This is a genomic window from Aggregatilinea sp., from assembly GCF_036822615.1.
Classification (GTDB): Bacteria; Chloroflexota; Anaerolineae; order Aggregatilineales; family Aggregatilineaceae; genus Aggregatilinea.
Genome location: NZ_DAISHJ010000001.1, coordinates 203,634 through 217,470 on the forward strand (window position 1 = coordinate 203,634; position 13,837 = coordinate 217,470).

General features: G+C 61.5%; 10 protein-coding genes. 7 read left to right on the top strand and 3 right to left on the bottom strand.

Features of this window, described 5'->3' with window-relative positions:
• Positions 1 to 15 precede the first annotated feature (15 nt).
• From recJ to V7116_RS00855, 3 genes are all read left to right on the top strand, one after another.
• Complete coding sequence (recJ, locus tag V7116_RS00845; protein WP_324389422.1) at positions 16 to 2,301, top strand: single-stranded-DNA-specific exonuclease RecJ; 2,286 nt, start codon at positions 16 to 18, stop codon at positions 2,299 to 2,301.
• A complete protein-coding gene (locus tag V7116_RS00850; protein ID WP_324389424.1) occupies positions 2,298 to 2,918 on the top strand; it encodes a YigZ family protein in 621 nt (206 codons plus the stop codon). Before recJ ends, V7116_RS00850 begins: the two co-directional genes overlap by 4 nt.
• Before the next feature lie 69 nt (positions 2,919 to 2,987).
• Positions 2,988 to 5,165 carry a protein kinase domain-containing protein gene (locus V7116_RS00855; RefSeq protein WP_324389426.1) on the top strand — a complete coding sequence of 726 codons (2,178 nt, stop codon included), beginning with the start codon at positions 2,988 to 2,990 and terminating at the stop codon, positions 5,163 to 5,165.
• 45 nt (positions 5,166 to 5,210) lie between these two features.
• Here V7116_RS00855 and V7116_RS00860 read toward each other — a convergent pair whose 3' ends face one another.
• Positions 5,211 to 6,956, bottom strand: a complete 1,746-nt coding sequence (locus V7116_RS00860) for an LCP family glycopolymer transferase (protein ID WP_324389428.1) — start codon at positions 6,954 to 6,956, stop codon at positions 5,211 to 5,213.
• A gap of 199 nt (positions 6,957 to 7,155) precedes the next feature.
• Between V7116_RS00860 and V7116_RS00865 the strand changes: the two genes are divergently transcribed.
• The 3 genes from V7116_RS00865 to V7116_RS00875 all read left to right on the top strand — a co-directional run bounded on the left by V7116_RS00865 (position 7,156) and on the right by V7116_RS00875 (position 10,604).
• The gene (locus V7116_RS00865) at positions 7,156 to 8,070 is read left to right on the top strand and encodes a glycosyltransferase family 2 protein (RefSeq protein WP_324389430.1); all 915 of its coding nucleotides are present in this window, start codon (positions 7,156 to 7,158) and stop codon (positions 8,068 to 8,070) included.
• A 14-nt stretch (positions 8,071 to 8,084) separates the two neighbouring features.
• Positions 8,085 to 9,248, top strand: a complete 1,164-nt coding sequence (locus V7116_RS00870) for an ABC transporter ATP-binding protein (RefSeq protein ID WP_324389432.1) — start codon at positions 8,085 to 8,087, stop codon at positions 9,246 to 9,248.
• A gap of 132 nt (positions 9,249 to 9,380) precedes the next feature.
• Positions 9,381 to 10,604, top strand: a complete 1,224-nt coding sequence (locus V7116_RS00875) for a L,D-transpeptidase (protein WP_324389434.1) — start codon at positions 9,381 to 9,383, stop codon at positions 10,602 to 10,604.
• A 68-nt stretch (positions 10,605 to 10,672) separates the two neighbouring features.
• Here V7116_RS00875 and V7116_RS00880 read toward each other — a convergent pair whose 3' ends face one another.
• Positions 10,673 to 12,637, bottom strand: coding sequence for a Clp protease N-terminal domain-containing protein (locus V7116_RS00880; RefSeq protein WP_324389436.1), 1,965 nt, complete (start codon positions 12,635 to 12,637; stop codon positions 10,673 to 10,675).
• Positions 12,637 to 12,981 (bottom strand): FHA domain-containing protein, encoded by a 345-nt coding sequence (locus V7116_RS00885; RefSeq protein WP_324389438.1) that lies wholly within the window; start codon positions 12,979 to 12,981, stop codon positions 12,637 to 12,639. Before V7116_RS00885 ends, V7116_RS00880 begins: the two co-directional genes overlap by 1 nt.
• 144 nt (positions 12,982 to 13,125) lie before the next feature.
• Here V7116_RS00885 and V7116_RS00890 point away from each other — a divergent pair.
• Positions 13,126 to 13,837, top strand: a 712-nt coding sequence (locus tag V7116_RS00890) for a homoserine kinase (protein WP_324389440.1), incomplete at its 3' end; no start/stop codon positions are given.

Consider the following 13,837-nt stretch of genomic DNA (forward strand, 5'->3'; position numbering starts at 1 on the left):
TGGATTCTGCCACGCATGGTAGACGTATCGGCGCGTCTGGTTGAGGCTGCAGGCGGCGATGCGCTGATCGCTCAAATCCTGGCCGGACGTGGATTTACGTCTCCTGACGCAGCGCGTGCATTTCTTGACCCCGCCTCTTATCGCCCGGCGCCGCCTGCCGACCTGCCGGGTCTCGTTCAGGCGTGCGCCTTGCTTGAGGAAGTAATACGTGTATCTCAAACGATCCTGATTTGGGGCGACTTCGACGTAGACGGTCAGACGGCCACGGCTCTTCTGGTCACCGCGCTGCAAAATCTAGGGGCACACGTCACCTACTTCATCCCAGACCGCAATCGTGACGGGCACGGCATCGCCCTTGATCGTCTGCGCGAACGGATTGAAATGCACGATCCCGCTGTTCTGCTGACCTGCGACACAGGCATCTCCGAGCGTGGCGCCGTCGCTGCCGCTCGTCGTGCGGGCATCACGACCGTCATCACGGATCACCATGCGCTGCCGGATCATCTGCCAGAAGCGGATGTCATCGTCAACCCCGCGCTGCTCCCCGCCGGTCATCCGCTGGCGACGCTGCCCGGTGTCGGTGTTGCGTACAAGCTGATCGAACACTTATACGCCCAATTCAATCGTAGTACGGCCCTGGCCCAATTTCTCGATCTCGTTGCGCTGGGTATTGTCGCGGATGTTGCCGTGCAGACTGGCGACACCCGCTATCTGCTTCAGATGGGTCTTCGACACCTGCAAAATGCGCCTCGACCCGGCCTGCGTGCGCTTGCGGATGTGGCCGGACTGGAAATCGAGAGCCTGTCCGCAATGGACATCGCTTTCGATCTCGCGCCCCGCCTGAATGCCGCCGGACGCCTCGCGGATGCGTCTATAGGTGTCGATTTGCTGCTCACTGCGGATCTGGCACGCGCACGCATTTTGGCGGCCCAGGTCGATGGACTCAACCGCCAGCGGCGTGCGCTTCAAGCGGACGTTTATGCCAATGCGCGACAGCAGCTCACGATCAACCCAGCGCTGGCACAGGGTCCGGCGCTACTGTTGGGAGCCGCAAGCTGGCACCCAGGGGTGATTGGGTCGGCAGCGGGCCAGCTCGCAGAAGCCGCGCAGCGTCCCGCATTCTTCTACACTGTTGGCGATGACGGCCTCCTGCGGGGGTCGGCGCGATCCGTTCCCGGGATCGATGTACATGCAGCACTGATCGCCGCGCAAGATCTCCTCGTGCGATTCGGCGGCCATTCCGGCGCAGCGGGCTTTACGCTGCGCGCCGAAGATTTACCCGCATTTCAGGCGCGGCTGTTTGAGGCGCTGGCGATCCAAACCCCTTCTGCCGAACGTCCCACTCTGACCATTGACGCTGTTGTCTCCCTTGCCGAACTCACCCCTCAGTTTGCCGATCGCGTGCAGCGACTCGGTCCATTTGGCGAGGGCAATCCCCCGGTGACATTTCTGAGCACGGATCTAAGCCTGAAAAGCGCCGCCTTTCTCGATCGCGCCCAGCAGCATCGCCGTTTGACCATCGAGGATCCTTCCGGCGCGCGCCAGTCATTGATCTGGTGGCGCGGCGGCGAGCAAACCCTGCCGGACAGCGCCTTTGACGCAGCGCTCCAGATCGATCTGCGAACGCGTGCCGGAACAAACGCCCCGCAGTTAGTGCTGATCGATTACCGGCGTGCGGCAACTGCGGCTGCACCGTCTGTTGCCCAGCAGCGTGACATCATTGACTGTCGAAATACGCCCGACCCGGCGCGCACGCTGGAAGAAATGCGCCAACGCTATCCTGAGTCTGCCGTCTGGGCTGAAGGGTATCGCACAGCAGACTCGCCGGGTCGTGCATGTCACCAGCTCGATCGCGCGCCCACCCTGATCGTCTACACCGTTCCACCAGGATCCTTGCGCATGCAGGATGCACTGGCGCGCGTTCAGCCGGAACGCGTCATTCTGATCGGCGCGCCGCCCCTTATTTCTACCTTCACCGACGCGCAGCGCCGCCTGCTTGAGCTGTGTAAGTATGTGATATCCCGGCAGGCGGGTCGCACGACGCTTGACGATCTGGCCGGAGCGCTGGCGCAAACGCCTGCTGCGGTCCGGTCGCTGCTTTTGGTAGTCGAGGCGCAAGGCGACATTGAGGTGTCAACTCCGGAAGATGCGGTTATGATTGCTCCTGGTGCCGGAGCCACAGCAAAGGATCTCAATGGGCGCACGGCTCAGGCGCAGGCGATTTTTAGCGAAACGGCAGCCTATCGCACCTTTTTCCGACAGGCGTCACCGTCCGCGATTCTTGAATGGGAACAGGTATGACCGTATATGCGGTTCCGGCGCAGACCACTCGCATCGAAACAGTTGTTGTCAATTCGCGTTTCATCGCCACGGTGGGGCGAGCCAACACCGTCGCCGACGCCAAAGCCTTCATCCAATCCGTGCGCGATGAAATGCCGGACGCGACACATCATGTGTACGCGTTCAAAGTGGGCTATGGTGGCAGTGTGATCGAAGGCATGTCCGACGATGGCGAGCCGTCCGGTACCTCCGGTCCCCCGATGCTGGCTGTCCTGCGCGGCGCGGATATCGGGGACACCGTTATCGTCGTGACGCGCTACTTCGGCGGCACGAAGCTCGGCACGGGCGGACTTGTCCGCGCTTACAGTGGCGCGACCAAAGAAGTGCTCGCCGCGCTGCCTGTCGAGCTGAAGATTCCCCGGTCCACCGTGGGCATTTCCATCGCCTACACCTACTATGAGCGACTGAAGTTGCTGCTGGCCGAGCATCAGGCGGAGATCGAGCACGAGGACTTCGCCGCGGATGTCACGGTGTACGCGATTCTGCCCACCACGGAAGTTGAGTCGCTCACGCAAGCCCTGATCAACCTCACTGCCGGGCAGGTCACGCCCATTCTGCTCGACGAGACACCCGGTTGACAGCCATTCCACGAATGCTTACACTCACGCTGGTGGTTGGTGGCAAACATGGAGCATCGGGGATCGCGTATGACCGGCGAGCTTGTCGGACGCACGCTTGGTGACAGATATCGCTTTGAGGCGCTGCTGGGCGAAGGTACGTTCGCCCAGGTCTATCGCGTATACGACGAGCGCCGCCGCAGCCCTCTGGCGGCGAAGGTTCTGCGGCGCGGCGTAACCAGCGAGCACGCCTTCTTCAAACGTTTCCAGCGTGAAGCAGCTATCCTGACCCGTTTGCAGCACCCTCACATCGTGCGCTGCTACGGCATTGTCGAAGCGGAAGAACAGATCTTCATCCTGATGGATCTGATTCCGGGTCAGACCCTTCAGACGGCACTGGCGAACAACAAACCGCTAATTCCGCGGGCCGCCCTGGCCTATCTCGCGCCACTGGTGGCCGCGCTTCACTATGCCCACTCGGACGGCATCATCCACCGCGACCTGAAGCCCGCCAACGTGCTGATCCACAACAACGGCACGCTCTATATCACCGACTTCGGCATCGCCCGCATTTTGAGCGACACCAGCACGTTGACCATGGGCATGGCGCTCGGCACGCCGCTTTATATGGCTCCCGAGCAAATCATGGGCCAGCCGGTGACGGCGGCAGCGGATATCTATGCGCTGGGCGTGATGATCTACGAAATACTTGCCGGGCAAACGCCGTTTCGCGGGGCGAGCACCGGCACGCGCGGCAGTTCCACCTCGGAACGCATCGCGTTTGAGCACGTGCATATCATGCCCGAACCACCAACGCACCTTAACCCGCATCTGACCTCGGAACTCCAAAATGTGATGCTGCGCGCGCTTGATAAGCGCCCGGACCGTCGTTTCCATTCCGCGCCCGAGCTGTACGATGCGCTGGCTCAGGCGATCGGCAGCAGCGCGCAGTCCGCCGATCGAACCGATCCCGCGGTCGCCATGGACCTGCGCCTGCCGGAGTGGTCGCAGTTCATGACGCCAGTACCGGAGCCAGCCCCAAAGAACGACCAACCTGCGCCTGCCAGCCCGGCGACATATGTCACCCAGGCGCATCTCGATCAGGTCACCGCGCTGCCTGCCGCCGAGCGAGTTCCCGCACCTTCTGCCAGGCCCGTCTATCGGGACTATGCACCACCACCGCAGAGCTACGCCCCCGCACCGTCTCGCGTCGCTCCACGACGCGTAAAGACACGTTTCAGTCCGCTGGTGCTGCTGTTTGTCGCGGGTGCGCTGCTGATCGCGGGAGCCGCCTGCGCGATCAGTTGGTATTTATTGACCGGATCGGATGGTGCGGAACCTACCCGCCGCCCTTATACCAGCGTCCCCGCAGCGTCCGGCGATGACGCCACTGGTGGAACGCCACCAGTAACGACTGTTGCAGGCGCATTGGCTGATGTGATGGAGGAATGGGGATCGAGCCGCGTTGCTTTCGATTCGCGGCGCGACGGTACGCTCGACATTTACACGATGCGCCTCGACGGCAGCAATCTCCAGGCGATCACCTCCGGCACGGGCGACGAGCGAGGCCCAAGCTGGTCGCCGGATGGCACCCAGATCGCCTTCTATGGCGCGGATGCCGATCAGAGCAATTTTGACATTTTCGTCGTCAGCGCCAACGGCACGAATCTGCGCAACCTGACCGCCTCACCCGATATCGACGAGCGCTACCCCACCTGGTCGCCAGACGGGACGCAGATCGCGTTCCACAGCAATGCCGACGGCGACTTCGACATTTATACGATCGATGTCGCATCAGGCCAGCAGCGCGCCCTCACCTCCAACACCGCTCAGGATCTCGGTCCCGATTGGTCCCCCAGCGGACGGTATATCGCCTACCACACCGATCAGTGGAGTTCGACCTACCAGATCGCCGTGGTGGATGTCAACTCGTTGGAAGTGCACCAGCTGACCCACGCAGCAGATGATATCAACTCGTTTCCCACATGGTCACCGAATGGCAATGAGATCGCCTATAATACTATTCGTGATAATGCAGTGAACATTGTCATCATGCAAGCGGACGGAACCGGCGTGCGTGCCCTCACTTCGTCAGCCGAGCGTGAGTCGTTCCCTGACTGGTCTCCTGACGGCAGGTATATCCTCTACCAACACGGTCCCGAAAGTGCATCGAGTCTGCGCGTCATGCCTGCTGAGGGTGGCGATTGGGTCTCGATCACCGGCAGCAATGCTAATTTTCTGCCTGACTGGTCTCCTGCGAGCGGATAAGCACAAAAAAGCTGGGAGTTACCCCGGCTTCTATAATCTCTTGAGCTACTGCGCGTCTTCGACAGGTGGCCCAGCGGCCAGATCGTCCTCTGCATTTCCGTAAACGCACGAGTTATACGACGTGCCGATCTCGACGCGGTAATCCACCGTGCGGTTCGGATCCGGCTCGATGATCACCTGATCGTCAGATACGCGCAGGATACGCTTCAGATCGTCCAGCACGCTGCCTTTGCTCTGTCCCGTATAATCGTAGATGATCGTTTCGCCCCGGCGGATCGTGCCCGACGGCGAGCCAACGGGATTTGCAGCGAAGCCTTCCCACGCCAGCCGGTCCGCGGCGACCAGATCGAACCCGATATTCCACAGCGTTCCGTCTACGATCTCGACCGTCACGGCCTGCCGCCCGGTGCGATTTGTCGTCGGCGGAGTCATGAAGTCCCGCAGCATCGGCGTCAGTTTTTCGTAGTCGGGCAGAAATACCGAACGGCCATCGTCCGGCGTCAGGAACGGGATATACTGGCCGCCCTCGCCATAGGAGCCGCTGTACCGTGCGATGTGGCTTATATCCAGGCTGACCGCCATCGGCACAAACGACAGCACGTCGGTCAGCGACATATCCGTCTCGACCGTTTCAGCCGCTTCCGGCCACAACTGCGTCACCTGCGTGAACAGTCCCTGGGCCAGCGCCTGCTGCCACATGGCCCGCAGCGCGTCCATCTGGCGGCGTCCCCGGTCCAGATCGCTGGTCGTGTAGCGGCTGCGGACGTACCACAGCGCCATATACGGCGTGAGCGTCTGCCGCCCGATCGGCAGCGTGAAGCGCTCGTAGCTTTCTTCGAGCGTTGGATCCATGTTGGGATCGATCAGTCGCCAGTCTTCGATGCTGCAATCGACGCTGATCTCCAGCCCGCCCAGCTCTTCCACAATGCGCATATAGTCGCTGAAATCGACGCGTGCATAGTGATCGATGGGGATCCCGAAGTTATACAGGAACGTCTCCTGCATCAAGCCGAAGCCACCGCCCGGGTAATCGTTCATCTCACCGACCGCATACGCGCGGTTGATGCGGTCCATCGTATTGCCCGGAATGTACACGAACAGGTCGCGCGGCACGTGCCACATCGCCACCGATCCGGCCTGTTTGTTGACCGAGACTACGATAATTACGTCCGTCTGGCCCAGCGCGCTCTGCGATGTATCGCTGCCCAACAGCAAAAAGTTGATGATGTCGTCGCTGTCTTCCAACTGTTCCGCGCGCGCGGGAATCGGCACAACCGGCGTGCTGACCGGCGGCGTATAAGTCCCTTCGATCACGTAAGTAGGCGTAGGCGACAGGGTCGCCGAGGGCGTGATGCTGGGCGTATTGGTGATCGAAACGGTCGGGGTCGCGGTTGGACGCGGCGTGTTGGTCGGTGGGATGGTCGCGCGCGCTGTATTCGTCGGGATCAGCGTCGACTGCATCGCCACGAGCGCGATGGTCTCGCTCTCGCGGCGGCTGGTCGCCCCATCCGGTGTTTCCGTCGCAGCCGGAGCAGGCTCCTGCGTTGCTACGGCACCGTCCGGCCCCATGTCGCTGATCGCAATCGAGGTCAGGCGCTGCGCCATGTCCGTCGCCGTAGCAATACTAAGCTGGTCGTATTCATCGCGCTGCTCGCGCGCGTCTTTCTCATCCAAGATGCCGTTCGCGGCGTATACGACGTATCCGACCGTAGTGAGCGCCACGGCTGCAATGACAATCGCGCCCAGTACGCGGCGGGTTAGCCGCAGCCCAAGCCGCAGTCCATTTCGCATAGCATCCTCACCTCATCCACGCGGGTTATTAGAGACGCTTAGTATACCAGATATAACCCCGCCGGGGCGTGAGACTGTTCGCTCATCAGCCTACGTCCGCTATACGTCCGGCTAACACGGTCCTGTTCAGTTGGGCGCAACGTGTTAAAATGCTAGGCGATTTCGTGATGCCTGCGCAGAATACGGATTGATTCTGGCCGTGAACGAACCAATTGACGTGTCCCTCCACCCTGTCATTGCCGTAACTGCCGCATACAACGAAGACCGCTTTATCGGCAGTGTTGTGATCAAGGCGCTCCAGTATGTGGATCGCGTGATTGTGGTCGATGACGGCTCGCAGGATGCAACGGCAGCCGTAGCCGAAGCTGCTGGAGCCGAAGTGATTCTGCACGATCACAATCGCGGCAAGGCCGAAGCGGTCAACACCGGCCTGACGCGCGCGCGTGAGTTAAACGCGGCCATCGTCGTGCTGTTGGACGCGGACGGCCAGCACGATCCGGCCCAGATCCCTTCTCTTATCACACCCATCCAGACGGGAAACGCCGATATCGTCGTCGGATCGCGGTTCCTGGGGTTGCGCAGCCGGATCCCGCGCTGGCGGATCTTCGGGCAACACGCGCTGACGTTGGCGACCAACGTCGCCTCGGGCGTTCCACTCACCGACTCGCAGAGCGGCTACCGCGCGCTCTCGCGCGAAGCCCTCAACCGCCTGCGTTTCCGGCGTAACGGCGGTTTTTCTATCGAGTCCGAGATGCAGTTCCTGGTGCACCAGCACGGCCTCACCATTTCCGAAGTCCCGGTGACCATGACGTACGCCGAACCATCCAAGCGCAACCCCTTCGGGCACGGGTTGCAGGTTCTCAACGCGATCATCACCCTCGTCAGCCAGCACCGGCCCCTGTTCTTTTTTGGCGTCTCTGGCATGATCATGCTGCTGATCGGCATCATACTGGGCCTGATTGTGATCGACCGCTACAATACGTATGAAACCTTGGCCGTCGGCTACGCGCTGATCAGCATCTTGCTCGATCTGATCGGCATTCAGACCTTATTTACCGGCGTCATCCTTCACTCAATCCGCGCATTCCTGGCGGATGGCGACCCTAGAGCCTGAGCTGCACACTCTCCATGCCAATCATTACGCTTCGCCATGTGACTAAAGCCTACCCGGTCGACAAAAACCGGGAGCGTATCAACCTGGACAGCCTCCTGCCCGATCCGCACCGGCTCTGGCAGCGTTCCGGCTCGGACGAAGAACCGCCCGAATCGACCGGGAATCTCTACGCGCTCGACGACCTCTCGCTGCAAATCCGCGACGGCGAGACGATGGCGATCCTGGGACCCTCCGGCTGTGGCAAAAGCACCCTTCTCCGCATCATCGCGGGCCTGATCACGCCCGATAGCGGCGAAGTGGTCTACGACGGCGTGCGTATCCAGGACATTCCCAGCGAAGATCGTGGCATCGGCATGGTGTTCCAGAATTACGCGCTCTACCCGCACATGAAAACGCACGACAATATCGGGTTCTTCGATATCGTGCGCCGCCATCCCGAGCGGATTCCTGAACGCATCCGTTACATCGTTGACGTGATGGGGATCGAAGTCGAGCACCTGTTGGCGCGCAAGCCGCCGACCCTCTCCGGCGGCGAGCAGCAGCGCGTCGCCATCGCCCACTGCCTCGCGCGCGATCCGAAGTTGTTTCTGTTCGATGAGCCGCTCTCCAACCTGGACGCCAAGCTGCGCGTGGATACGCGCGTCCAGCTTAAGCGCCTGCTGGTGCATTACAACCTCACCTCCGTCTACGTCACGCACGATCAGCAGGAAGCCGTCGCGCTCGCGGATCGCATCGCTATCATGCGCGCCGGGAAGATCGAGCAGGTCGGCAGTTATGCCACGCTCTACGAACGGCCCATCAACGCCTTCGTGGCACAGTTTCTCGGCAACCCGCCCATGAACCTGATTCTGGGCCGCATTAACGGCACGGCGTGGCAGGGCAAAGGCATCACGATCGAGCCGGTCCGACCCGCCCTGGTAGATGGGCAGCGCGTGTGGCTCGGCATCCGCCCCGAAGACATCGTGCTGGCGGATGAAGGCATCTCCGCGCGCGTGGATTACGTCGAGCCGCTCTTTTCGGAACGGCGGCAGCTCGCGCATCTGCTGATCGGCACTCAGCCCTGCGTTGCCAGTTTCCCGCTGCACGACACACTTTCCGCAGACAGCACCATCGCCGTCCAGTTTCCTCTGGAGCGCGTCTATCTATTCGATCATAAGACGGGCAAGCGCGTCGGATAGTTGCTCCCGCACCGGCAAAACCACCGCTTGCGTGACGTTTGCCTGTTAGCAGCATGACGGGTGTTGACCCTCGATCTGTTCGTTGTTATCCTTTTACCCAAGTCGCCTATATGCAGATGAGGTGTTATCTCTATGAGTCGTATGCGCAAGCCGATACTGCCGTTTATCGTCGTCGTCCTCCTGATCGCTGCCCAGCTTGCCACCGTACTCCCCACCTATGCTTTTCCCGGTGATGAGCGTGACGAGCGCTGTGCGGAACTTCTCGCGCAGGCCGAAGCTGTCACCCATGCGGAACTGTCCACGCTCAACGTGGGCGTTTCCGGTACAACCACCAGCGAGGCCAACAGCACCGTCTCGAATCCCTACGCCGATCTGCCCGAGGACTGCGCGCCGCATACAGGCATGACCGCAATCCAGCTTCGCGCAGCGGAAGCCGAAATGGCGAAGCATCCCACGCCGGATGTGGTCCAGGTTCCGTACGATGAGGACGTGGTTTGGACGCGTGCCTACCGCCGTCTGAATGGCGACATTACCATTTACGATGCCCCCAACGGCAACCCGATTGGCTCGCTGTCGGCGGGCTACAACTTCGTGACCGCCGTGAGCTACGAAGGCGGCTGGGTCCAGATCAATTACGGCCAGTGGGTTCCCGAAGAGCAGGTGACCTTCGCGGACGTCTCGGAATTCTCCGGTGTGGAAATTCAGGAACAACCCGAGCGCCCGTTCGCCTGGATGCTGGCCGAAGCGTACCCCAGCCGGTATCCCGGCGGGCCGGAAGATAAAGAGGCCGAGAAGATCGAGCGCTACTCCCTGATGAACATCTACGGTGTGGAATATGTGGATGGCTGGGAATGGTATCTCGTCGGCCCGGACGAATGGGTCCAGCAGATTCGCGTGGCGAAGGTTCAGCCGATCAAGCGGCCCGAAGGCATTGGGCTGGATGAAAAATGGGTGGCAATTGATCTTTTCGAGCAGACGATGGTCGCCTACCAAGGCGACAAGATGGTGTTTGCGACCATCATTTCGTCGGGCCTCGCGCTGTGGTCCACGCCTCAGGGCCTGTTCCACATCTACGATCGCTTCGAAAACACGCGTATGAGCGGCGCAGCGGGCCAGCCGGACTTCTACTTTATCGAAGAAGTGCCCTATGTGATGTACTTCGACGGTGACGTTGCGCTGCACGGCACGTACTGGCACGATCGCTTCGGCTACCGCCAGAGCCACGGCTGCGTGAACCTCTCGATCATGGACGCGGGCTGGCTCTACAAGTGGACCGAAGATGCCCCCACGGCGGCGGTCTACGTTTACATCAGCGGCATCTACCGCTCCGACCTTCCCGCCTGGGCGCGCCGCTAAGTGCCACCTTACCCGATAAAAAAAGCGGGGCGTTGTAGAAACGCCCCGCTTTTTTTGCGCCAATCAGCTTAAACGCCGCCCGTATCGCGGCTGCCGCCAGGGTGATCGTCGAACCACAGCTCGGTCTGGTCGATATCCGTGGTGATATCGGTCATGGTTGCGTCGCCGGTGCCGCCCGTGCGATGCGGATGCTGCGCCTCCGCGGTGGACAGCGCCGCGGTCAGGAACGCCAGCCGCCGCGCGTCGATCGGCTCCGACTGCCAGTCCATCAGGCGCAGCGCGGTCAGGGCCAGCGCGACGTGATACTCATCCCACCGCCCTTCTACGCCCAGGCATGGTTTAACCACGTCCCGCAGCGTCTTGATCGACGTCAGCGCTCGCGCCAGCGGTGACGGATCGCGCAAGACGAGATCCTCGCCCCGGTTGATCGAAGCCAGCCATGCAGCCACCTCCCACGCGCCCGGCCATCCAGGCTGCGCATATTTGGCGACCATTTCGACCAGCAGGCTCATTTCCAGCATCGCCCAATCGAACAGCGTATGGCCTTCACGCGCCCAGGCGAAATCGATCAGCCACGCGTCGCCATGCGGCCCCACTAGGATATTCCCCAGGTGCAAATCGCCGTGAATGGTCGAAAGGTAGCCGCTGACCTGCCGGTCCAAAAGCTGTGTGACTCGCCCCAGCGGATTCGGGATCGTGCCGATGAATGGATGCCCCGAAAACACGCGGTCCGCCATGACGTCGAATTCCGGCTCAAGCCCTTGCACAGAGCGCAGCAGTAGATCGTCCCGGGTGCGCACCACGCGTCCCACGATCTGATCGACCATCTCGCCCCGGAAATAGCTGTTCTTTGAGAGATCCAGCCCGCGCACTTCGACTTTGCTGGCGCGGTTGATCGATTCCGGCTGTGCGCCCGCCGCGAGGTGCAGCACATCGTTGTGCCCGCTGACCTTCTGCACCACGAAGCCGCTTAACATCACCACTTCGCCCGGCAAAATCTGGCGGTTGCGGCTCCAAGCGCCCAGGGGCGTCAGTAACTGCGCGCTGGCGGACGCCTGATCTTCCGGCAGGACTTCGATCACCAGCGCGGGCGGCAGCACGTGCTCATATTCGCGCCATGCGCCAAACCGGTACGGCTTGCGCTGAAGCCACCACGCCGGACCAAACACGTCGAACAACGCACGGATCAGCGCGCTTACCTCTTCCGGCTCATGCTGTGCCGCAAACTCGCGCAGGCTGACCGGCTCCGTATCATCCAGGCGGCCCACGAACGTATACTTCAACCCGCCGATGCTCGAATCATCCGGCACTACCGGTGAATCCACCAGCCGCGCCGTACTTGTGGGCAACGTGCTTTTGACGTACAGGTCATAGCGCCGCCGCTCGTACAGAATCGCGTGCCGGTCGTCGAGCTTGACCACGACCGGCGCATCTTTGTAGCCGTCCACGCGGACCGGGCGTATCAACAGCACACGCGCGCCGCTGTAGCCGCCGGTCAGTTCCCGCACGATCTGGACCTGCCCATACTCACGGAACATCAACTGCAGCACCCGAAGCTGTTCCGGGTTGAGATCGATCTGCCCGTGAATCGGCACTTCAGGAGCTTGTGGGCTGAGTTCCGCGCTCCAGTTCGCTGCTGTGCGCCGGAAACTAGCGATGTTCACCCCGATTTCTTCCAGCACGCGGCTCACGACGCTGTCGTTCTCGTCCAGAATTGCCAGCAGCAAATCGCGCTCGGAAGGCTCCTGCGCGCCGGAATAGCGACGCGCCAGTTCCAGCACGTACTGGGCGCGCGGCGTTTCGGGGAAACCGGGCCAGTAGCGCCGGTCTTCGTAGCGCCCGATCGATTCGCGCAGGCTGTACCGCACGAAACGTGGCGAGATGTTGTGATGCTGGAGCGCAGCCACGGTCAAGCCGCCGCTCAGCTGCGTCAGCGCAATGAACAGGTGCTCCACGCCGATGAAATAATGATAGAGATTCGCGGATTCCTGCCGGGCTAACGTTAGAATGTCTTCAAGCTGGATCGTATCCACTACAGTTCGCTCTCATGCTGGATGCGAAGCCATGTCCGTCCAATCCGGAACAACATGCCAGGCTCGATCAAGGTCGGTTCTTCAATACGCGTCTTGCCCACATAGGTCCCATTGCGACTGCCTGCGTCCGCCAGCCAGATTTCCCGGTGTGCAGTCACGCGGAGCAACCCGTGCTGCCGGGACACCTGGGTATCAAACGGGATGCTGACGTCACACTCTTCACGCCGCCCTAACACGATCGTCCACGTGCCGTCTGCGGCCACAAATCCGTCCCCGCGATCGGGATTCAGCGAGATCGTCCGGCCATCATCCGGGCCACTCATCACCATGATGAGTAAGTCCATACACCCCAGTCCTTCTGGCAACAACCTATTCCACATGCCTTGATAGTAATCGCGTTTTTAATTTCAGGCTACACTCTTACCCCACACATTCATGACTTCTGTTATACTTGGGCTTTGCGCCTCAACACCAAGCAGGGGGAAGCGGTGAGCACGCTCCACAAGCATCAGGCTCCGACACCGGCCAAAGATCGCGTTACCGTCTATGCGCCCGCCACCGTTGCGAATCTCGGCGTAGGATTCGACATTGTGGGGATGGCCCTCGATTCACCCGGTGACAGGGTGACGGTTGAAGCCTGGGATCAGCCCGGCGTAGAACTGGCGGGTATTCAGGGCGACGGCGGAAAACTACCCACCGATCCCGACAAAAATACGGCCTGCATTGCGGCGCGAGAAGTTTTGAACGCGCTGGGCGCTGAAACGGGCGTGCGCCTCTGGCTCGACAAGGGGCTGCCCCTGGCAAGCGGCCTGGGCAGCAGCGCGGCCAGCGCTGCCGCCGCCGCGGTAGCTGTCAACGAGTTGTTCGGCAGCCCGCTCAGCCGGGTCGAGCTACTCCCCGCCTGTGTCGAGGCGGAAGCCGCGGTCAGCGGACGTCACGCGGATAACGTCGCTCCGGCTCTGCTGGGCGGCATCGTGCTGGTGATCAGCGCCGATCCGCCTCACGTCATTTCACTGCCCGTGCCGGAAAATCTTTACGTGGCGCTCGTCACCGCGAATGTGGCCCTGCCGACTGCACAGGCACGTGCCGTTCTGCCCTCTCACGTCTCGCTGCGCACGATGGTTACCCAGACGGCGCTCGTAGCCGCGTTCATTCACGCCCTGCACTCGAACGATCTCGCGCTGCTGGCGGATGTCGTCG